Below are 22,830 nucleotides of genomic sequence, written 5' to 3'. Positions count from 1 at the left end.
AGGTACTAAAAGCAATAGGGTTTAAAAAAAAATGGGTCGAAAAAGGGGTTAATTCAGTACAATAGGAGCACTAAAATGAAAGGCGGGCACAACGGCTCTAAATTTTTCGGTAGACGTTAAATTTACCATATTATAATGTCCTTTCATGGTGCCTAAAGGTGAAGCTAAAAGACAACCGGAACTATAGGTATGCGATTCGCCGGGGCGTATAACAGGCTTTTTTCCTATAACGCCGTCACCGTCCAGCAATTCTAAATCATTAAGTGCATCGTATATCTTCCAATGGCGAGAGGTAAGTTGCACCGGATTTTTACTTTGGTTTTCTATGGTAATAGTATAGCCAAAGGCGAAATGCATCTTATAGTTTTTGAAAAATGTGCCCTCAAAACTTGTAAGTACGGAAACCTTGATGCCCTTGGTGACTTGCGTTGTCATAGCACAATCGTAAATTTAAAATTAGAAAAGCCTCTAAAGATATAGAATTTTGAAAACGTGAGGCAAGATAATGAAACTATCCGGTAATTTGTACTGCGACTTTCATTTTTCGCTATAACTACCTTTTCGTCGGATGTACGTGCTTAGGAAATGGTACCTAAAGCATGCTATGGTGTATTGCTTTTAGTTGCTTATGGTTCTGGAATTTGCAGAACCCACCCCAATAATACTGTCGTAAATATCACCAAATTTTCTAAAATAAACCAGGATTAAGTAATTGTTTTCTGTAAAATGAAAATTGCCGCCAACCGTGTTTAAATCAATAGTGCCATCGTCTTCTTTTACCACATATTTGTAATTGTAGAAGCCTTGCTTTAGGGTAAGGGCAACTTCCATGTTACCGGTTTTTTCATTAAACCGCATTTTGTTGGTTTCATCGAGGGTGTAATTGTTAAATTTTCCAAATACATACACTTCATTCAGCCCTAATTCTGGGGTGTACGGAAGACTAAAATGTACTCTGGTGTATTCGGCTTCACGCACATTGTCTACTCCTTGCAGGGTTCTAATGACAAAATCACCATTGATATCCGGATAATAGGTATAGGGCCGGTCGTACCTGTACCTATCAGTGAACAGAAATTGATTGTAAATGTCGGTAAGTTCAATACGGCCAATCACCGAACTTGGTCCACGCAGATCCTTGGTATCGAAATACAAAAATTCGTTCCCTCCAAAAAAACTGGTTTCGCGATCATAGCGGTATACCAGTTCATTGCCTATGGTAAATTGGGGTGCAATATCGTGAATAGCCGTTGGCCAAAAATAATTTTGCAATAGGCTTACTTTTACCTCGGTTTTGGGGTTTATCAAGGGAAAACTGTTTGGATTTATAGTAAAATGAACTACTTGCTTATCGTTAATAAACTCAAAATCCCGGGATCGTCGTACCACACCGCCCACTTTTACAAAATCGTTATAGACAACAAACCGGCGCGAGAATATAAGTTCATCGTACGCATTGTAAATCTCTAATATATGATTGCCGCTAACCTTCAGGCGCACTTGATCATTGGGGATGGTTAATCTATAATTGCTAAAAGGTTGCAGGGTGTTGTAACTATTGATGTAATCTATGATGCGCTGGTTGTCTACCCCATCGAGAAATTGCGACTTTAATAGGGAAGATGGAGTCCAATCGTAATCGCAATGTTTTATTTTGTAATAATAATCCTGTTCGCTTGCGGTGAGATCATCAAATTCTAAGGTGATGGTTTCTCCTAATTGTACAATGGGAAATTGATCTTCAGTACCTCCACGGAAGACTATCGATTTTATGTAAGGAGGTTCGTTAACCTCCTCTTGTACCTGTGCAAATAGCGAAGGCATTACAAAAAGGAAAATAAAATGTTTAAAAGAAATGGGCATTTAAAATAAAATTAAGGGATAAAGATAAACAAAAAGAAAAGGTGCTAAATACACCCGAATGCAAACGCTAAATTTATGATCTTTTATTATGAAAACTTTCTTTTAAGTACTATTTTTGCTCAAATTTTGTTAACCTAAGGTCTACAATAATATGTCTAAAGACATTCGGATTAAAAAAGGCTTGAACATTAATCTTGTTGGAGCAGCAGAAGAAACTACCTCCAAAGCCGTATTAAGTAATGTTTATGCCATAAATCTTTCAGATTTTCATGGTATTTCCCCAAAAATGATAGTGAAGCAAGGTGCCGAAATTAAAGCCGGTGAACCGCTTTTTTACCATAAAGATAGGGAAGATGTGTTGTTTGTCTCTCCTGTGAGTGGCGAATTGGTGGAAGTGCAAAGAGGTGCCAGAAGAAAAATAGAACAATTGAAAATTCTTGCAGATAAGACCCAAGAATATGTTTCGCACCCTATCTTAAATATTGAAAAATCATCCGCGTCAGAGATCAAGGCGTATCTTTTAAAATCGGGTTGTTGGCCTTTTGTAAAGCAACGTCCATATGATGTTATTGCAGATGCAGACCGCACACCTAAGTCGATTTTTATTTCGGGTTATGCTACAGCTCCTTTGGCAGCCGATTTTAATTATATCTTACAAGGTCGGGAAGTGGAATTGCAAGCGGCAGTTACAGCACTCTCTAAATTAACAACTGGTAAAGTACATGTTTCTGTTGGTGATTCCGGTAATTCACCATTAGCTAAGTTGAAAGATATCGTCCTTCATAAAGTATCTGGCCCACATCCAGCAGGCTTGGTGGGGACGCAAATCAACAAAATTGACCCTATTAATAAGGGAGAAGTAGTTTGGACGGTAACCCCGCAAGATTTAATTATCATTGGTGAATTATTGTTGACCGGAAAATTCAATGCAGAACGCACCATTGCCTTGGTAGGTTCAGTAGTAAAAAAACCACACTATTACAAAACAAAAATAGGAACCGAAATCGCCACGTTTTTGTATGCCAGTGGCGTAAATGAAGAAAAATTCAGAGTGATTAATGGGGATGTACTTACAGGGCTCAAAACCAGTCAAGATGGGTATTTGGGGTATTATAACAACACCGTAAGTGCTATACCGGAAGGAGATGATTACGAGTTTTTTGGTTGGAATAAACCGGTATTTAATAAAATATCGACTACTAGAGCACTCACTTTCTCATGGTTGCAGCCCAAGAAGAAATACAATTTAGATACCAATACTAATGGCGAGCACCGCGCCTTTGTGGTTACCGGACTGTACGAGGAAGTATTCCCAATGGACATCTATCCCTTGCAGCTCCTAAAAGCGTGTATGGTGAAAGATTTGGATGAAATGGAACAATTGGGCTTGTACGAGGTAGCACCCGAAGATTTTGCACTTACAGAGTTTGTTTGTGTGTCCAAACAACCCCATCAGCAGATCATAAGGGAAGGATTGGATTTGTTACAGAAAGAAATAGGATAAAAATGAGCTTAAAAAGAAAATTACACGAAACCAAGGAGAAATTCAAGGGTAAAAAAATGGCTCCGGCGTTTAATGCCCTTCATACCTTTTTATATGCGCCTAACGAAACCACACATTCGGGTGCGCACATTCGTGGTGCCGATGATTTAAAGCGTACCATGAATACTGTAATTCTCGCCTTGGTTCCGGTACTGCTTTTTGGTATTTTCAATGCAGGATATCAGCACTATGCGGCTATTAATGGTTTTCCATCAAATTTCTCGGTTTGGGAACATTTTTTAACCTTCGATAACTTTTGGATTGGTGCAATAACGGTTTTGCCCTTAGTGGTGGTATCCTACGGAGTAGGTCTTGCGATAGAGTTTTTGTTTGCCGTAATCAAAGGACATGAAGTAGAAGAAGGGTATTTGGTAACGGGGATGTTGGTTCCGTTAATTATACCGGTAGATACGCCCTTGTGGATGTTGGCGGTCGCCGTGGCTTTCGGCGTGGTAATAGGCAAGGAAGTTTTTGGGGGCACCGGAATGAATATCCTTAATCCGGCCTTGACCATACGAGCCTTTTTGTTTTTTGCCTATCCTACTTGGATGAGTGGTGATAAGGTTTGGGTTCACGGAGCCGTCGAAAGAGCTGGTACTGCCGATGCCATTTCCGGTGAAACAATTTTAGGCTATTTAGCACAGGGCAACGGTAACGAATTTCCCTATTCGCTTTCGGATATGTTTTTTGGTTTTATTCCCGGATCCGTAGGAGAAACCTCAGCCTTTCTCATTCTTTTAGGTGGCTTGTTTCTGATTTTTAGCAAAATCGCAAGTTGGCGCATTATGCTTAGTGCCGTATTGGGTTCCTTACTTATGGGATTAATTTTTAACGGAGTCGTAGACGCAGGATGGATTACCAATACCAGTAAGTTCTATGGTCTCATGGAGTTCACCTTTTGGAAACATCTTATTGTAGGTGGTTTGGCATTCGGGATTGTTTTTATGGCTACCGATCCTGTTACCGGTTCGCAGACCAATAAAGGAAAATGGATTTACGGATTCTTAATAGGGTTTATCTCGGTAATGATCCGGGTATTTAATCCGGCCTATCCCGAAGGTGTTTTTCTGGCCATTTTGCTCATGAATGTATTTGCACCTACCATAGATCATTATGTAATTAGAGGCAATGTAAATAGACGTCTTAAGCGACTTAAAAGCGCAACTATCCTTCCTAAGGACGGCCTCGGTAAAGAAGAAAAATTAAAAGTAGAAACCGTTTAATTATGGCAGTAGATACAGAGAAAAATGGATACACGGTAATTTTTGCCGGTATTATGGTGGTAATTGTAGGTTCTGTTTTGGCATTTTTAGCATCTTCCCTAAGTCCAAGAATAAAACAAAATGAGAAGCTAGAAAAGCAGCAGAACATTTTATATGCAATGGGGGTTAACGAGAATGAGGGAGAAGGCAGTGTCAATTTTGTGCCTACCGACAGAGTAGCCGATGAATTTTCTAAATACATTACAGAACAGTTGGTGATTCAAGGAGACGAAATCATCAAAGACGATGAAGCGTATCTAATCGATTTAAAACAACAAGAAACCGCTGCGAAAAAAGGAAATGTTCGGAAACTTCCACTCTTTATAGGAGAGAAAGAAGGTAAAAAATACTATATCATTCCCATGCTGGGCAAAGGCCTTTGGGATGCCATCTGGGGTTTCGTTTCGTTAGATGAAAATTTAGTCGTTCAAGGGGTTTATTTTGATCATAAAGGGGAAACACCCGGATTGGGAGCCAATATAAAACAACGCTATTTTATGGATGATTTTTTAGGAGAATCCATTTTGGATGGTTCGGAATATGCCGGAATTAAAGTGGCGAAAGGGAATAATGATCCCTTAAATCAGGATAAAGAAGATAATGCGGTCGATGCCTTGGCGGGTGCTACCATTACAGGTGATGGCGTAACTGCGATGATAAAGCAGAGCCTCAACCTCTACAAGGATTATTTAGAAAATATTAGAATAAAAAAGTAACACATGGCACTATTAACAAAAAAAGACAAAGGATTATTGCTAGACCCCTTAGCGGATAATAATCCGATAACGATTCAAGTGTTAGGTATTTGTTCTGCATTGGCAATAACAGCCGAGTTAAAGGCCTCTATTGTAATGGCCATTTCAGTGGTATTTGTACTGGGCGTAGGGAACGTTGTTATTTCTCTTTTAAGAAACGTAATTCCCTCTAAAATTAGGATCATCGTACAATTAGTAGTGGTGGCCGCTTTGGTGATTATCGTAGATCAGGTTCTTAAGGCGTTTGCCTATGAGTTAAGCAAGACCCTTTCTGTTTTTGTTGGTCTTATTATTACCAACTGTATTATCATGGGTCGTTTTGAGGCTTTTGCTCTGGGAAATAAACCATGGCAATCCTTTTTAGACGGTATTGGTAATGCCGCGGGCTATGGGTTAATTTTAGTTATTGTAGGGTTTTTTAGAGAACTATTAGGTTCCGGAACACTCCTAGGTATTAAAGTGTTGGGAGATCCAATTGCTAAAACAGGATTGTACGCCATAGGCTATGAAAACAATGGTTTTATGTTACTATCGCCCATGGCACTTATTGTGGTTGGACTCATCATTTGGGTGCAGCGTTCCAAAAACAAGGCATTAATCGAAGAAAACTAGAAGTATGTTAGAGCATATAGAATTATTTTTTAAGTCCATATTTATAGATAATATGGTATTTGCTACATTCCTCGGAATGTGCTCCTATCTTGCAGTTTCTAAAAAAGTGACAACTGCGGTAGGATTGGGAGCCGCGGTTATTTTTGTATTGGCCGTAACAGTACCTCTAAATTGGCTGTTAGACCAATATTTGCTTCGAGACGGTGCCCTTTCTTGGTTGGGTCCAGAATATGCGGACTATAATCTCAGTTTCTTGTCGTTCATTTTGTTTATAGCTACAATTGCCACCATGGTTCAGTTGGTAGAAATTGTAGTAGAAAAATTTTCACCTGCACTGTACAATTCATTAGGTATCTTTCTCCCATTAATAGCAGTAAACTGTGCTATTTTAGGAGGTTCTTTGTTTATGCAATCTAGAGACATTCAGACTTTGGGATTGGCATTTAACTACGGATTTTCATCCGGAATAGGTTGGTTTTTGGCTATTTTGGCTATCGCTGCCATTCGAGAAAAAATACGGTATTCTAATGTACCTCCACCATTAAGAGGTTTGGGAATTACCTTTATCATCACCGGACTTATGGCTATAGGTTTTATGAGTTTTGGCGGCATGCTAACCGGTGGCGATGATGCAGCACCCAAAGAACCGGTTAACACGGTAATTAAAGAGGAAGAAAAGAAAGTAGAAACCGAAATTGAGGAGGTTTCCGTTTCATATACCAATGCCCAAAAAGAGTAAACATGATTTTAGCTACCAGTACTGTTGGAACAATTTTGATTACCGTAGTAGCCTTTATGGCACTATTACTGTTGTTAGTGGCATTATTGCTATTTACTAAGGAAAAGTTATCCCCTTCGGGACCTGTTACCATTACCATTAATGGTGAAAAAAAATTAGTGGTTTCCTCCGGAAATTCCTTATTGTCCACTTTAGGTAATCAAAAAGTATTTTTACCCTCCGCTTGTGGAGGTGGCGGAACGTGTATTCAATGCGAATGCCATGTAATTTCCGGTGGAGGTGAAGCTTTGCCTACGGAAACCCCGCATTTTTCAAAGCGCGAATTAAATGAAGGTGCCCGTTTGGCCTGTCAGGTAAAGGTGAAACAAGATATGGAAATTACCATTCCAGAGGCTGTTTTTGGCATAAAAAAATGGCAGGGAACGGTAGTTCGTAATTATAACGTGGCTTCTTTTATAAAGGAGTTTGTCGTAGAAATTCCGGAAGATATGGGCTATAAAGCCGGTGGCTATATCCAAATTGAAATACCTGCCTGCGAAATAAAATATGCGGATATCGATATTACAGCACACCCGGAAGAACATGAAGCACCCGATAAGTTTCAGGCAGAATGGGATAAGTTTAACCTGTGGCCCTTGGTAATGAAGAATCCGGAAACCGTGGAAAGAGCCTATTCCATGGCATCGTATCCGGCAGAAGGGCGCGAAATAATGTTGAACGTGCGTATTGCCACACCCCCGTGGGACAGGGCAAAAAATGGTTGGATGGATGTAAATCCGGGCGTCGCTTCTTCCTATATCTTTTCTTTGAAAAAAGGAGATCCGGTAACCATTTCGGGGCCTTATGGCGAATTTTTCATCAACGAATCCGATTCGGAGATGCTTTACGTGGGTGGCGGTGCCGGTATGGCACCTATGCGGTCTCATTTGTACCATCTCTTCAAAACATTAAAAACCAATCGAAAGGTAACCTATTGGTACGGAGGGCGTTCTAAGCGCGAATTATTCTATTTGGATCATTTTAGAAAACTGGAAAACGAATTTCCAAACTTTAAATTTTATTTAGCACTTTCAGAGCCTTTACCCGAAGATAATTGGAAAGTAAAGGAAAGTTTGGATGCTCCGGGTGATGGGTTTGTAGGGTTTATTCACAACTGTGTTATAGATCATTATCTTAGTAAACACGAAACCCCCGAAGATATTGAACTTTATTTCTGTGGTCCTCCGTTAATGAACAAAGCGGTACAGAAGATGGGTGAGGATTACGGTATTCCCGATGAACATATCCGTTTTGATGATTTTGGCGGATAGAAACGCATAATTAATTCAAAAAGAAGTAAAAACCGATATCGCAATATCGGTTTTTTTATAATACATATTCATTGAGGGCATTAACACTACAAGAACTTCATAATTTGGCTATGAATATCGTTGGCAGAATGCTGGAGGCAGAGGGCTATGAATTCATGGGGGTCAATAGCGCCTTGCATAAAAATCCACAATTTGTGTGTCTCAAAGACAAGCAGTTGCATTTTATAGTGGTTCGGCCGGTAATCCATCCCAACAATCCTAGAGAATGGGATCATCTGCTTTTGAATAAAATTAAAAAACATGCTAAGGCACAGCATGGTCGTACCTATTATGCGGGCGTGGGCCTATCCAATGCGGCCAATCAAGATTTGCCGGTGTATTTAAATGAACCCTATATTGTAGATTATGATGGACTTATCCAAGTATAGCGTCTGGTTGTATGCCTTTTTTGTGGTTGGTGCACTTATGGTTTCGTGCACCGGCACATTGCACAAACCTGTCAAAAATTTCTACACAGGAGCGGCACAAGGCACTACCTTTCACATCACTTTTTTTGCCGCAACAGAACTGGAGTTGCAAGAAGAAATAAATCAGGTTTTTCAGGCCGTAGATAAGTCCATGTCTACCTACAGGCCCGATTCCGATATCAGTAAAATCAATACCGGAGATACTACTGTGGTGGTGGATCATATGTTTAGAGAGGTTTTGGAGTTGTCCAAAGAGGTGCATAAAGCCACCAACGGGTATTTTGATCCTACCGTAGGCACCTTGGTGAATGCTTGGGGTTTTGGTCCCGGAAAGGAGGTGCAAATGGATTCTAGCAAAGTAGATAGCCTTTTGTCCTTTGTAGGCTTGGATAAAATAGGGATTACCCAAAAAAATAAGATCAAAAAAGAACATCCCCAAATGCAACTCGATTTTAATGCCATTGCCCAAGGATACACCGTAGATCAGCTGGGCTTGTTGTTAGATCAAAACAACATTTCAGATTATTTGATAGAAGTTGGTGGCGAAATACGAGCCAAGGGAGAGAACAAACAATCTCAAAAAGCGTGGACAGTAGGTATAGAAAATCCGAAGGATGAAGGAAGTGGTTCTCTAAAACATATCGTTGCACTAAAAAATGCGGCCTTGGCCACCTCAGGAAATTACAGAAAATTTAGAATAGACCCCATAACGGGCATAAAATATGTGCATACGGTAGATCCCATCACCGGATTCACCAAAAATTCTAATGTAGTAAGCGTCACAGTGATCGCCGATAATTGCGCACTGGCAGACGCCTACGCCACGGCATTTATGGCTATGAATTTAGACGATAGCCTTAAATTGGTCGCAGCGCAAACTGCATTAGAAGTGTATATCATTTACATAGATCAGCATGGGGAAGAACAGGAATTTATAAGCGATGGCTTCAAAAAGCGGATGCTGCCGTAGATGCACTAAGTAAAATGAAGCGCTTCTCTTTGGGCGTTTCCCGGAGGGTCAGGCTTTCCGTTGCAATCTTTTTTTGGAAATCGCCAAAAAAAGGATTTTCACTGCAATCCTTAACGCAAAAAAAGGTTTCGATTTCTAGGCTTTTTTAGTTACTACAGGGATAATTTCACCTTTGGCCAAGCGGTACGTTTCTAATTGCTGTGGTGAGAGCGCAGCGGTATAATCGACCTCTGTAACTGTAAAACCTACGTTTCGCAGCGTATCAAAATAATCGCGACCATAAATACGTACATGATCGTACTGCCCAAAAATCCGGGCGCGTTCCTTTTTATCGGTAATGCTATGGTCTTCAAAAGTAGTTTCCCTATTTAACTCTTGCGGCACCTGAAAAATTCCCCATCCATTAGGTTTCAGCACACGGTAGAGCTCTTTCATGGCCTTTTTATCATCGGGAATATGCTCCAAGACATGGTTGCACAGAATAACATCAAAACTGTGATCGGGAAAGGGCAAATCACATATATCCGCTTTTACATCGGCCAAAGGCGAGTTTAAATCTGTGGTGGTATACGTCAGATTTTTCAATTTTCTAAAACGACGGTAAAAAGCCTGTTCAGGTGCAAAATGCAACACCTTTAGCGCATCTGTAAAAAAATTCGTTTCGTTTTTTAAATAGAGCCACAAGAGGCGGTGGCGTTCCAATGATAATGTGGAAGGAGATAGCACGTTTTCTCGCGTACGCTCGTACCCATACGGTAAAAAAGACCGGAATTGTTTGCCGTCTATGGGGTCTGTAAATGCAGTTCCGCTATACCAAAGGGCTAACACGGGCCTAACCAAATAACTAAGCGATATTAAGATTGGTCTGGGAATATGGTTAAGTAGGTAGCGAAACAGATTTTTCATTCTAAAAACACCTTTGTACGGGTAGGTTAGAGGGTTACAATTACTATTAGAATTGTAATTTTTTCTGGCGAAATTCGGCCTCTTCCGTACTTTGTATGCCCAAGGCATCATAAATGTATTGAAAAGTGGAAAGCAGCTCCGGTTTGCCGTTTACAAGGGCTACGTTGTGTTCAAAATGCGCGCTGGGCTTTCCATCGGCTGTAAGAATGGTCCAACCGTCTTTTAATTGTTTAATCCGGTGTGTACCCATATTAATCATCGGTTCTATAGCCACAACCATGCCCTCTTGAAATTTTTTTCCGCGACCTCGTTTCCCATAATTTGGCATTTCTGGTCCTTCGTGCAATTTTTTACCCAATCCGTGTCCAACCAATTCCCTAACCACACCATAACCATGACTTTCACAATGGTTTTGTATGGCATAAGCCACATCGCCAACCCTATTCCCATAGCGAAATTCACGGATTCCCGCATACAATGATTCTTTAGTTACCCGAAGGAGCTTTAGGGTTTCCGGAGCAACTTCGCCCACTGCAAAGGTATAGGCATGGTCGCCGTAATAGCCGTTTTTTAACGCCCCACAATCTACTGAAATAATATCGCCTTCTTGCAGCGGATCGGCATTGGGTATGCCGTGTACTACCTGAGCGTTCGGACTCATATTTAAGGTATTCGGAAAGCCATACATACCCAAAAAACCGGGTTCTGCCTTTTGTTCCCGTATAAATTCTTCGGCCAATTTATCTAGATAAAGCGCATTAACGCCAGGCTTTATCTCGGCAGCCAACATGCCCAATGTTTTGGAAACTACCAAGGCACTTTCGCGCATCAGTTCTATTTCTTCAGGTGTTTTTAAAACGATCATAGCGGTAAAGGTACAAGAATCCTATAAATTGGTAAAAAGCCTTTAAGAACTATTAGTAATACATCCTTTTAAATCAAGGAACTACGGGTCATGGCCTCCGGTTGCGGTACCCCAATTAGATGTAAGATGGTAGGTGCAATGTCGCCCAAAACACCGTCTTTTATGACTTTTAATTCAGGATCTACCAGAATTAAGGGTACGGGATTGGTAGTATGCGCCGTATTAGGACTACCATCCGGGTTTATCATTGTTTCACAATTTCCATGATCTGCGATAACGAGTGTCGTGTAGCCATTTTCTAATGCTGCTGTAATAACAGCCTGAGCACATCGATCTACCGTTTCGCAGGCTTTTATGGCGGCATTCATATCGCCGGTATGTCCTACCATATCCGGATTGGCAAAATTGAGACATACAAAATCTACCTCGCCTTTACGAAGCTCGGGTATAATAGCATCCCGTATCTCAAAGGCACTCATTTCTGGTTTCAAATCATAGGTAGCCACCTTTGGTGATGGACAAAGTATGCGTTCCTCACCCTCAAAAGGGATTTCCCTGCCTCCGTTAAAGAAAAATGTCACGTGCGGGTACTTTTCTGTTTCTGCAATACGAATTTGTTTTTTTCCGGCGCGAGCCAATACTTCGCCTAGGGTTTCGCTTATGTTATCCTTATCGTAAACGACATGAACCCCTTTAAAGGAATCGTCATAATTGGTAAGCGTTACATAATAGAGCGGTAATTTATGCATGTTTTCTTCATGGAAATCCTTTTGATGCAGTACTTGGGTAAGTTCTCGACCACGATCGGTTCTGAAATTGAAAAAGATCACCACATCGTCTGGCTTTATATGTGCAAGAGGAACACCTTGTGCATCTGTAACTACGATGGGTTTAATAAATTCGTCGGTGATACCTTCATCGTAGTTTTTTTGTATGGCATCGGTTACATTTTGGGTTTTTTCTCCCAAACTGTGCACTAAGAGATCATAGGCCAACTTTACGCGCTCCCATCGTTTATCCCTATCCATGGCGTAATAACGACCTATTACGGTGGCTAATTTGGCCTTTTTCGTTTTCAAAAATGCATTTAAATCTTCCAAAAAGCCTTTGCCGCTTTTCGGATCTACATCCCTACCGTCCGTAAAGGCATGAATAAATACCTGATCAAGTTCGTAATTCTCAGCAGCTTCCACTAAGCCTTTTAAATGAGATACATGGCTGTGAACCCCTCCGTCGCTATAAAGTCCCAAAAAATGAACGGCCTTATGGTTTTCTTTGGCATGCAAAAAGGAGGCTTTAAGTACTTTTTCGTCTTTTAATGTATTTTCTTTTACTGCCAGATTTATTTTTGCCAAATCCTGATACACAATACGCCCGGCACCCAAATTCATGTGTCCAACTTCACTATTGCCCATTTGCCCTTCCGGCAATCCTACGTTCATCCCGTCGGTCAATAAATTGGCATTGGGGTAGTTTTGGTAAAGGGAATCAATAAAAGGGGTATTTGCCTTATCTACTGCGGAGACTTTAGGATCTGGGGATTTGCCCCAACCGTCTAAAATCATCAAGATCACTTTTTTGTTCATGGGTGTTGTTTTATAATCTACTGCAAAAATAATGCGATTATACAAGTATCGCTGTATCCTTTACCTTATTTTTTAGAGAACAAAATAGAAGCACAAGGTTTAAACCGTGAGCTAAAGATCATAAATGCATCTATTTTAATGAATTTATCCATTAATAAGGATCATTTTGACGCTATGCTTCCTAAACTTGTCGTATCCATTGATGTTCTTTTATCCATGGGCTATACTATTTGCTAAAGGGGACTTTTGACAGTTAATCCTATTGTGGTCTAAATTCATCTTTACCAAACCAACACAAAAGCCACTGGATTACCAATGGCTTTCAAAGTAAAAGTGGTATAGTTGGTAGTTTTCGAAAAAATACGATTAAAATCGTCTAGAAATTAAACCCGGTAAATGCCCGGTATAAGAAGGCATAAAGCGCCATAAAAAGCATTACCGCACAAAATACGGCATAAATTTTTAGAAAGACCACTACGATCTGCGGCTTGCAATCATCAAAAGCCTCTGCGTAAATATTTTTAAAGTGTAGTATTGAGCCCATATAGTTCTGTTTAAATACATATTTAAAAGCTATAAGGGGTTAAACTTTGGTAGATAAAGATACGAGGGAATACCAAACTTACAATTTTTTTTGGAAATACGGTATTATTTACGCCACTAAATTTAAAATTGCGCTTTATATTTTTTAATGGCCTCTTTTATTTTATCGATTCTGTTTTCCGGGTCGGGGTGGGTACTTTGAAATTCGGGAACACGATTGGGACCGGCAGCGGTCTTTAAAATTTTCATAACTTGGATGAGTTCCAGAGGGTCGTATCCTGATTGCATCATTAAAAGCACCCCCAGTTCGTCGCTTTCCAGCTCGTCTCCCCTACCATTTTTTAATAAGGTATTTTGGCCTATCTGCCCTACGATGTTTCCGGCATCGGCACCTACCGACGCTCCCATTGTTACGGTTTGCCAAAAGCTGCCCTCGGCAATGCGCTCCGCAGAATGCCGGCCAATTACGTGGCCTATTTCGTGACCCAAGACTCCGGCAAGTTGTGCTTCATTTAATTGTGCAAACAGAGCATAGGTTATAAATATTTGTCCACCGGGAAGGGCAAAGGCGTTTATGGTACGTTCATCGGCTAATAAATGAAAGTCGTACCGGTATGGAGTATCCTTGGCAATACTATTTTGAACTAGGGTATTGCCTATGGCGTCTACGTGCGCTTGTAAACGATCGTCCGGGTATAGGCCTCCGTGTTGTTGGGCAATTTCCGGAGTGCTTTGAAGTCCGATCGCAATTTCTTGCTCCGGCGTCATATTGATATTTTGTACCCGTTGGGTGTACGGATTGGTTTCGCTATTGCTACAGCGTTGCACAAAGGCGAAAGCCACGATAGCTAACCCAATGAAAATACGAATTTTCCAACTGCCTCTGTTCATAGAAGAAAAGGTTTTTTAACCGAAACAAAATACAAAATACTTATAAAAGATCGGGATTAATATCTAATATATTATCTGTAATATAGGTTCTTAAAAATCCTGAGGTAAAATGTTCGCTGCCGGCAAAATCTTCCTTCTGTATCAGTTGCATAATATTTCTTTTTCGGAACGCACTTAACATATCTATAGAAATAGGGGCATAGCTGTAGTGCCAAGGTTCGTATTTAAAGCCGCGTCTTTTTGGGTTGTTGGTGTATACCAAATAAAAATGGTGTTTTTTGGCATTTTCATCGAGCCATTTTTTAAAGTTCGCAAAAGGCCCACCCTCTTCAAATTTAGCGGGATCCAGCACATCGCCGTTAACTCTGGGGTAGGCATCGATGATATCAATATCGGTACCCCAATGATGCCGGCTGGTACCGGGAATGGTAGAATAAGCGATTATCTTGTCGATAGCTTTCATTGGCGTCATGCCATCTTCTGCGGTATATTGTTGGTATTTTCGCTCCCAAATAGCTTCCTGCCGCGCAAAATCACGATACCCACTGACGATTTTTATGTTGAAGCCATCACTGTAAGCAGCCTTTTTCATTTCTAAAAAGGAAAGGTGTGCAGACTCCCTGAGGTTAATGTCTTTTCCGAAAAGCGCTATTTTTTCTTTACCCATTAATTCTGCGGTAGAATAAAGATTGCCTTGAGGAAGCAACAAATTAGGGGCTAGGCTCAGTGCTAATCCTGAGGCACTACTTTTTTTTATAAAGGATCTTCGTTTCATGGGATAGCGTTTTACAAAATACAGCGTATTCGTTGGTTATGGCATTAAGTTCGGGAGGCGTTTTTCTATCTTTTTAGTATTCAAATTGGGTTTTTCGTTGTTTAGCCTATGGTTTTGTGCATGACATAATGTGGGCCAATTCCCGGTACATCAAAAACATTGCCAATAATAGCATACCCTAATTTGGTATAGAAAGGAACGGCAACCTCACGGGCGTTCATCCAAACGACTGATTTATGTTTTGTACGCAATTGCGCCTCTCCAAAGGTAAGAAGTATTTTTCCAATGCCTTTGCCTTGGTGTGTTTGTAGTACCGCCATACCTCGAAGTTGCCCCGCATTGATAAGATGATGTTCCGCATGGTCATTTTCTAAAAAGGAGGCCACACCAATAAGTTCATCCTCGTAAAAACAGCCCAAATGAAAGGTAGTATCGAGGTCGTCTCCAGCAAAAGCGCAAGTGTCTATGGGTTTTCCGGCACGCAATACCGGATGCCTTACAGCATAGGTATCTACCGCACGAATGGCTTTCACTTTCAACTGTTCTTTAAGTACTAATTCCATTAAAAAATGTGCTATTAAAAGAAACTAAAAGTACTTAAAATAGGCGAAAGTGAATTTTTTTTGGTGTTTTTATAGCGTTCCTTGTTGCTATTTTTTAGTTGAGTGTACTATCAGCTTTCATTTTTCGACCTCCTTTGGTCGTATAAAATGGTAATCCAAGTAGCTATGTCCTACTTTGTGCTTAAATACAAGAAACCCTGAAAATCCATGCCTAAATCGTCTAGGCTTACCAAGTAAAAATACACCCCTTGGGGCAGGCCTGCTTCTCTATTGATGACCAAACTTCCGGTGTTGGCAAAGCCGTTAAACTCATTGGTATAATTCTGCATCTCGAAGACTAACAGACCGTTGCGATCAAAAATACGGACGTTGTTATTTGGCGAAAGTTCCAGTTCGGGAATGATGAGCTCATCGTTGATGCCGTCTCCGTTGGGGGTTACAATGTAGTTGTCTAAGGTTAGGATGTCTTCCGGAGTAGCCAAACTGCCAAACGTAATAATTTCGTAACTGTCGGGTACAAAATTTTCTGAGGTGACAAAACCCTGACTAAGATCGCCACCGCGAGCGGTAACACCCAGCGAAACCCAAATATTGCCTGTTTTGCTCCAACCCACGGGGATAATCGTGTTTACATCGGCATTAAGGGCAGCAATGTTGCTTCGCTCATTCCAACTGATACTGATGCTGGCCGAAGTCTCGCCTTCTAACCGCCAAAATTCTACGGTACTCACCGGACCTAGTGTTCTGGGTCTACGTTCCGTATCGAAGGCCGGAAAGGTAGTGGGACTATTGGGGTTTTCAAAAAAATACGCTGCTTTGGCAAAGGGTGTAGTGCCGGTGGCATTTAGAATAAGGGGGCGTAAGAATACGGCATCGCCTACCGGAAAGCTAAAGTTTTGTTGCCCGCTCACCGCGGCATACCCATCAATTTTGGTGGCATTGCCCTCGCCTACAAAAAAGGCATCTTGTAAAAAGTGGTAAAAAACATCGGGCTGGTTGCGGGGCGTAACTACATCGCCCACAATAAAGTTGGTGTTGTTCTCGGATGCCAGCCCGGTGTTAAGAAACAGGCCGTTGGTCACGGCCACTTCTACATCAAAAAATTGGGGCACAAAGGCACCCGAAACGTTTAGGGCATTGGCGCCATAGAAGCCGGCCAACCCTTGGTTTTGGTCGAAGGTGTTGTCGTTGATCAGGTTGGTGTGGAAGCCCAATTGCCCATTGCTGTGAATACGCAGGTTGCCACTGTTGTACAGGGCGGTTTGGGCTTGGGAGAAAAAGCCAACAAGGAATACTGCGATGAGGGTTCTATTTTTCATTTAGTTGATTTGCTGCCAGTTCGTTCCATCACTTTGTAAATGAATTACCCCGGCGGGAATGTTTGTTGTTGGAACGCCAAGCGAATCTACATAAGAGTCAATCGTTGGTGAAGTACCGGTTGTGTTTTTAATAATATAAATTCTACCTACAAAAGTGGCAGCAGGAGGCAACGTTATGTCATGATTCCCGCCAAGAATTATAGTATGATGGGTGTCGTTTAAGCCTAAGTTTCCTGAAGTTGTAAAAATAGCTGTGGCAAAGGAACCAGTCACCTGCAATGTGCTATGAACGTTTGCACCGGAATAATTGCTGTTTTGAGGTAAATTGAAACCAATTCCTAATCTTTCTTGAATAAGCACTTGTGTGTTTCCCATTGAGTATTCATCAACACGTAAAGCTTCAACTCCACCGACTGAGAAACCGATTTCATCTGTTGCCGGACGATACATGCCCGTATTTGAATCGCCTCCAGTATGAAAACCATAACTTGGTTGACCTACAGACCCAGTATTTGCCGCAAAACCTTGTCTAGCTCTTATTTGACCATTTACATCCAATTTATCACTTGATAAAGCTGGATTAGCACCCCCAAAGTTTCCTATACCTACATTTCCTGCACCTGAAAAAACTAAACTTTGGGTTGCATTGGTAATTTCATAGGTTCTTACCAAATCACCGTTTTGACTAAGGTTGGTATCCGAAAGATTACCTCCCCCACCCGCAGGAGGTGGATTTATCCACGCGGTACCTGCTCCTGTAGAGGAAAGGATTTGCCCTAATGCTCCTTGATTCCCTGAAGCATCAAAGAAACCTTCTGTGAGCCGCATATCCCCGCCTACATAGAGTTTTTGAGGGGGTTGAGGGGTTAAATTTCGCGAATTTGGAGCAATAATGACATTGCCGTTGTTTTTGATGGTCATGACAGAGGTTGCCAAATTGGGATTTGCATTGTTGTTATCTGAATTTTGCAAAAAATGGAAATCACCTCTACCCTGTGTTTCCATTCTTTCATATACTAAGGCTCCTTTCCCGTGGGTTCCTGTCCGTTCTGTTGAAAATAAGATCCCAGCCGATGTGTTAAAATTAACATTGCTTTCATTTACCAATTTAAGGGGAAAGACTAATTGATTATTTAATCGTTCGGCAATAACGACTTTAGCAAAAGGCTCAGCTGGAAGGTTGGGAGTGGGGCTATCCGGCTTTAAACCAATAAAAAGAGCACCGCTTTCAAATCTGGATGTTGGATTCCAGAACAACGCTCTAAAATTTAAAGGGAATCCTGTAGCTTCTGCAGTTATTGCGGTGCCATCGGTGTCTGCAAAAAATAGGGATTGCGGTGTGCCTAAAACGGAACCTGGCGTTACGGCTGTCCATTCGACATCCCCGGCCAGATTGGTACTTAAGAATTGTCCTGAGTTGCCCGGCTCAAGTTTGGTAGGGGTTACATTGGCATCCAATATTTTGGTAGTGGTAACCGCATCATCGGCAATTTTTTGGGTAGTGATGCCGCCGTCTAAAACTTCTAAATTATCAGCACCATTGATTCCAATAGTAGCGTTATCTGTATTTACGTCGAATGTGCTCACGTTTAGGGTTAATCCATTACCTGCAAAAAAATTGTTCCCAAAATCATTGGCAGGCTCCCAAACGCCCGAGGTGTTGTTCCATTTAAGAACCTGACCGTCTGTTGCGCTCATCTGGTTGATGTCTTCCCCTAAGATAGTTGCGTTGGCGATTTGTGTTGTGGAGATTCCATCATCTGCCACGGTGTAAGGTGTAGCTATGGAACCGTCCCCTGCAATGGTTGCAGAATCAAACTCCAGTATAGCTCCTCCCGGAGGTAAGTCTTCCCAAACGGCAATGCCGCCAACTGTAGTCAGTACTTGGCCATTAGTTAAAGAGGGTTCAATTTTAGTTGGGGTTACATTGGCATCTAAAATTTTAGCGGTAGTAACGGCATCATTTTGGATTTTTATTTCTGATATCGCATTGTCGGCAACGGTGTATGGCGTAGCTATGGAGCCATCTCCGGAAAGGGTGGTGTTGTCAAATACCAATGGAGTGCTTCCTGCAGGAAGATCAATCCAATCAACCCCCGATGCCGTTGTGGAAAGTACTTGTCCTGGTGTTCCGGATTCGTCGTTTTCGTCAAAAAGCTGCGCTGTGAGTCTCATGGTGCCTTCCACATGTAACTTTTTGTTGGTCGCAATGGCTCTAGAATTTGGCCCTAAAACTAAGTTGCCATCATTTTTAAGGGTCAGTACGGAATGATTGGCCAGTTCAGGGTTGGTAGTATCGGCATCCGGATTCTGTAATAAATGAAAATCACCTCTGGAATTGGTCAACGTTCTTTCATAGACTAGGCCACCCTTTCCGTGTGTTGTGGTATTAATGTTTGTTGATGCTGAAAACAACATGCCCACGGCATCCCCTATGGCGTCACTTTCATTTACTAACTGAAGTGGATAGGCCAAACCAATAATGCGTTCGGCTACCACCATCTTGGCGTTATTACTCAAGGCACTGCTAGGGTTTAATCCTACAAATAAGGCACCGCTAGAAGATCTGGCAGCAGGATCCCAAAATAAAGCCCTTTCATTTGCGGGCAAACCCGTATCTTCAGCTGTGATAGGGAGCCCTGTGGCATTGGCAAAGAATAAAGAGTTTGGTGTTCCGGTTATGGTGTTTGGGATAACATTTGTCCAAACGGCATCCCCTGCGGCATTGGTGCTTAGAAAGTCACCCTCGTTACCACCGAGAATTTTGGCCGGAGTTACGCTGTTTACTAATATTTTATCGGTTGTTATGGCATCATTGGCAATTTGTTGGGCCGTAATACCGCCATCAGCAACCTGAAATTCATTGCCAATGGAACCGTCGCCCACAATGGTGTTTTGATCAGCCAATTCTGTACTGCCTGTGGTAACGGGCAAATCAACCCATTCTACAAGGGTTCCTGTAGCGTTCGTTCTTAAAATTTGGTCTGCTGCACCGGGTGCAATTTTAGCTTCGGTTACATTAGCATCTAGAATTTTGGCTGTGGTCACAGCATCATCCAGAATATCGAGCGTTACGTTTCCTAACAAGGCGTTGGCATCCCCGCCCACTATAAGGTCGGTAGAAGTGATGTTTCCGTTGCCCACAACAGCGGTAGGATCTATCTCCAAAGCTCCTGTGATGGCATTTTGAATTAATCCAGTTCCAGCCACATCGGGGTTTATTTTGGATGCGGTTACGGCATCATCCAGAATATCGAGTGTTACGTTTCCTAACAAGGCGTTGGTATCCCCACCCACTATAAGGTCGTTAGAAGTGATGTTTCCGTTGCCCACAACAGCCGTAGGATCTATCTCCAAGGCTCCTGTGATGGCATTTTGAATTAATCCAGTTCCAGCCACATCGGGGTTTATTTTGGTTGCGGTTACGGCATCATCCAGAATATCGAGCGTTACGTTTCCTAATAGGGCATTGACATCCCCACCCACTATAAGGTCGTTAGAGGTGATGTTTCCGTTGCCCACAACAGCGGTAGGATCTATCTCCAAAGCTCCTGTGATGGCATTTTGAATTAATCCAGTTCCAGCCACATCGGGGTTTATTTTGGATGCAGTTACGGCATCATCGGCAATATCTAGGGTTTGTACAGTACCATCCAAAAGTTGTGTGGTCGTTATTCCACCAAGAGGTACGGCCAAATCTGTCGCAACACCATCGCCAATAATCGTAGATCCATCTGACATTACCGCACCACCTGTACCTGTAGGAAGATCATCCCAGATAACATTTCCGGTTATCGGTTCTGTGCGCAAGAACTGACCAAGTATGGGAGAAGGTTCTATTTTGAATCCATCACCCGGTGCTCCACTCCCGGTTATGGTTATACCATCGGCTTCTTCCGTGCTTCCTGTACCTACCGTACCTAAAGCAGTGTCAATGGCAGCCAAATGGCTTTCCACATTAGGATCCGAAGGCGTATAGTTTAGGGGTGTTGCGGCAACAGGAACCTCGGTTGCTGTTTGGTCATCGGTATCCACTGTATGGTTAAGATCTGAAATTTGACTCTCGGAAATCGTTAAATTGGTCTCATTGACATCAATATCAATTTCGTTATTAACCATGTCCTCAGTAATAGTTACCAGATTGGATCCTGCATTGATGTTTCTAAACTCAAGATTGGTTCCTGTTTTTTGCACAAATACACCAACGCCAGCTGTACCTTCATTGCTCGCGGTATTGGTTTCTCCTGAGCCAGCGGCAAGCGTATTATCAACATAAGCTTTTGTAGCGGCATCTTGTGCGGCAACCGGATCTGCTAGATTGGATAGGATAAGAGCATTGGCATTCGCTCCTTCGGCAAGTACCTGCGCCAAGGTTTGAATTTCATTAGTTGCATCGTTATCCGGATCTGCGTATAATGCCCCACCATCGGTTCCTTGAATAATTGAGTTTGGAACATCATCACTTACTACCTTGGGCGTAGCTACGGTAATGGCACTGTCCACATAAAACTTGGTAGCTGCATCTTGGGGGTTTATCGGGTTAGTGAGGTTAGTAATTCCATTATTAGCGGCATTACCTTGTGTTAAAACTTGTTCTAAATTCTGAATTTCATTGTTAGCATCCAAATCCCCATCGGCCGTAATATGTAACGCTAATCCGGATGCATTGTCAGCTATATAGGTTGTGTTTGTTGTGATGTTGGCGACATTCGTAGCTATGGCCGTTGCATTTGTGGCAATAGCTGAGCTATTGTTGGTAATAGCGGTGGCATTGGCAGCTATAGCAGTCGTGTTTGTGTCAATGTTGGTGGCATTGGTACTAATTCCCCCTTGTAACAGACTATCGTCATAAAAGGCACCCAAATCTGTGCCTTCGGTAATCGCATTATTGGGATCGGTACTCACTACCGGACCGGTTATAAAACCGGCGTCATTGGTAAAGGTGTTTAAGGTAACCACCGATAGGTCTATTTCTGCCGGGGTCACGGCATTGTCTACCAATTGGTCGCGCCCCACCGAATTGAGTGCCAAGTTGTTCTGTGTTACCGATCCTGCTTGTATGTCGTTGGCACCATTAATGGTACCATCTACAATATTGGCACCTGTAATCTGGCCTACTTCAAAATTTAAGTTATCCGGATTTTCGGTAATCACAATGGTAGGAATAGGATTTACTTGTGCATTGGCCGTAAAGGTGCGCGATTGCCCAAGATCCTCGCATAGATTTAGCCATGCCCCCCCATTAAAATAATGCAAACATTGGGTGTCCGTATTATAAATAACAGCACCCTGCAACGGATTCATGGCATTCATTTGGGCGGTAGTGATGCGTGTAATCACCAGTGCCCTAGTGTTACTTTCTAATTCTAAGAGCGAAGAGGCATCTATATTTTGTGGATTGTCGCCAATTTTTACCTGACCGATGGCCGAGGTATAGCATATGAGACCAACGAACAGTAAAAGTAGTTTTGCTTTCATAAGATCGGAGTTATTTCATTGGATTTAGGTACAAACAAAAATAAAATTATCTACGGATATATTGTTATTAGAGGCGCAATTTATACTGTCTTTGCGTTGAAGTGAAACCAATTTCCGATAAAGTGATTTGTAAAAATAAGGCTACAGCCATTGGTCGACTTTTTCCCGAATTGTTTTTTTAACAGTTTCTACGATAAACGGCCAAAAGAATAGATGTACGCCAAAGTGATGTAGTCCAAGAATGCGAAGCATTCTCGCTTCTAATTGCCAAAAAGAGGCTACAGATACCGTATAAAATCGTTAATAATGCCTATCTTTAGTAGGGAAATTAACAAAAGTTTAATGAGGGCTTATTTTTTTATGATCTAAAGTTAGATTTACTT

General features: G+C 41.8%; 19 protein-coding genes. 8 read left to right on the top strand and 11 right to left on the bottom strand.

Annotated elements, in window-relative coordinates; genetic code table 11:
• Window positions 1-48 precede the first annotated feature (48 nt).
• A complete protein-coding gene (apaG, locus tag U1E44_RS11440) occupies window positions 49-435 on the bottom strand; it encodes a Co2+/Mg2+ efflux protein ApaG (protein WP_322931225.1) in 387 nt (128 codons plus the stop codon).
• Window positions 436-618: 183 nt separating this feature from the next.
• Window positions 619-1,863, bottom strand: a complete 1,245-nt coding sequence (locus tag U1E44_RS11435) for a type IX secretion system plug protein (RefSeq protein WP_322931224.1) — start codon at window positions 1,861-1,863, stop codon at window positions 619-621.
• A 151-nt stretch (window positions 1,864-2,014) separates the two neighbouring features.
• On the opposite strand from U1E44_RS11435, the gene U1E44_RS11430 reads away from it, so the two are divergent.
• The 8 genes from U1E44_RS11430 (at window position 2,015) to U1E44_RS11395 (ending at window position 9,521) form a co-directional block, all read left to right on the top strand.
• A complete protein-coding gene (locus tag U1E44_RS11430; RefSeq protein WP_322931223.1) occupies window positions 2,015-3,367 on the top strand; it encodes a Na(+)-translocating NADH-quinone reductase subunit A in 1,353 nt (450 codons plus the stop codon).
• 2 nt (window positions 3,368-3,369) lie between these two features.
• Window positions 3,370-4,629, top strand: coding sequence for an NADH:ubiquinone reductase (Na(+)-transporting) subunit B (locus tag U1E44_RS11425; RefSeq protein ID WP_322931222.1), 1,260 nt, complete (start codon window positions 3,370-3,372; stop codon window positions 4,627-4,629).
• Window positions 4,630-4,631: 2 nt separating this feature from the next.
• Window positions 4,632-5,384, top strand: a complete 753-nt coding sequence (locus tag U1E44_RS11420; RefSeq protein ID WP_322931221.1) for a Na(+)-translocating NADH-quinone reductase subunit C — start codon at window positions 4,632-4,634, stop codon at window positions 5,382-5,384.
• 3 nt (window positions 5,385-5,387) lie between these two features.
• Window positions 5,388-6,035, top strand: coding sequence for an NADH:ubiquinone reductase (Na(+)-transporting) subunit D (locus U1E44_RS11415; RefSeq protein ID WP_322931220.1), 648 nt, complete (start codon window positions 5,388-5,390; stop codon window positions 6,033-6,035).
• Between the two features lie 4 nt (window positions 6,036-6,039).
• Complete coding sequence (gene nqrE / locus U1E44_RS11410) at window positions 6,040-6,774, top strand: NADH:ubiquinone reductase (Na(+)-transporting) subunit E (RefSeq protein WP_322931219.1); 735 nt, start codon at window positions 6,040-6,042, stop codon at window positions 6,772-6,774.
• 2 nt (window positions 6,775-6,776) lie between these two features.
• Window positions 6,777-8,084 carry an NADH:ubiquinone reductase (Na(+)-transporting) subunit F gene (gene nqrF / locus U1E44_RS11405; protein ID WP_322931218.1) on the top strand — a complete coding sequence of 436 codons (1,308 nt, stop codon included), beginning with the start codon at window positions 6,777-6,779 and terminating at the stop codon, window positions 8,082-8,084.
• A gap of 71 nt (window positions 8,085-8,155) precedes the next feature.
• Window positions 8,156-8,512 (top strand): hypothetical protein, encoded by a 357-nt coding sequence (locus tag U1E44_RS11400; RefSeq protein WP_322931217.1) that lies wholly within the window; start codon window positions 8,156-8,158, stop codon window positions 8,510-8,512.
• Window positions 8,490-9,521, top strand: a complete 1,032-nt coding sequence (locus U1E44_RS11395; protein ID WP_322931216.1) for an FAD:protein FMN transferase — start codon at window positions 8,490-8,492, stop codon at window positions 9,519-9,521. The genes U1E44_RS11400 and U1E44_RS11395 overlap by 23 nt, the downstream gene beginning before the upstream one ends.
• Window positions 9,522-9,656: 135 nt before the next feature.
• Here U1E44_RS11395 and U1E44_RS11390 read toward each other — a convergent pair whose 3' ends face one another.
• From U1E44_RS11390 to U1E44_RS11350, 9 genes are all read right to left on the bottom strand, one after another.
• Complete coding sequence (locus U1E44_RS11390; protein ID WP_322931215.1) at window positions 9,657-10,427, bottom strand: class I SAM-dependent methyltransferase; 771 nt, start codon at window positions 10,425-10,427, stop codon at window positions 9,657-9,659.
• A gap of 46 nt (window positions 10,428-10,473) precedes the next feature.
• Entirely contained in the window at window positions 10,474-11,292 is an 819-nt protein-coding gene (gene map / locus U1E44_RS11385; RefSeq protein ID WP_322931214.1) for a type I methionyl aminopeptidase, read from the bottom strand.
• A gap of 68 nt (window positions 11,293-11,360) precedes the next feature.
• Window positions 11,361-12,878, bottom strand: coding sequence for a 2,3-bisphosphoglycerate-independent phosphoglycerate mutase (gene gpmI, locus U1E44_RS11380; RefSeq protein ID WP_322931213.1), 1,518 nt, complete (start codon window positions 12,876-12,878; stop codon window positions 11,361-11,363).
• A gap of 376 nt (window positions 12,879-13,254) precedes the next feature.
• A complete protein-coding gene (locus U1E44_RS11375; protein ID WP_322931212.1) occupies window positions 13,255-13,422 on the bottom strand; it encodes a DUF6747 family protein in 168 nt (55 codons plus the stop codon).
• A 122-nt stretch (window positions 13,423-13,544) separates the two neighbouring features.
• Window positions 13,545-14,312 (bottom strand): M48 family metalloprotease, encoded by a 768-nt coding sequence (locus U1E44_RS11370; protein WP_322931211.1) that lies wholly within the window; start codon window positions 14,310-14,312, stop codon window positions 13,545-13,547.
• Window positions 14,313-14,352: 40 nt separating this feature from the next.
• Window positions 14,353-15,087 carry a M15 family metallopeptidase gene (locus U1E44_RS11365; protein ID WP_322931210.1) on the bottom strand — a complete coding sequence of 245 codons (735 nt, stop codon included), beginning with the start codon at window positions 15,085-15,087 and terminating at the stop codon, window positions 14,353-14,355.
• 101 nt (window positions 15,088-15,188) lie between these two features.
• Window positions 15,189-15,650: a GNAT family N-acetyltransferase gene (locus tag U1E44_RS11360; protein ID WP_322931209.1), complete on the bottom strand. Its 462-nt coding sequence runs from the start codon at window positions 15,648-15,650 to the stop codon at window positions 15,189-15,191.
• A 170-nt stretch (window positions 15,651-15,820) separates the two neighbouring features.
• Complete coding sequence (locus U1E44_RS11355; protein ID WP_322931208.1) at window positions 15,821-16,969, bottom strand: gliding motility-associated C-terminal domain-containing protein; 1,149 nt, start codon at window positions 16,967-16,969, stop codon at window positions 15,821-15,823.
• Window positions 16,970-22,447, bottom strand: coding sequence for a beta strand repeat-containing protein (locus U1E44_RS11350; RefSeq protein ID WP_322931207.1), 5,478 nt, complete (start codon window positions 22,445-22,447; stop codon window positions 16,970-16,972). It lies immediately after the preceding gene.
• Window positions 22,448-22,830 lie beyond the last annotated feature (383 nt).

The organism is Aurantibrevibacter litoralis (genome assembly GCF_034651555.1).
Classification (GTDB): domain Bacteria; phylum Bacteroidota; class Bacteroidia; order Flavobacteriales; family Flavobacteriaceae; genus Aurantibrevibacter; species Aurantibrevibacter litoralis.
This window is presented reverse-complemented; position numbering and strand designations above follow the sequence as displayed.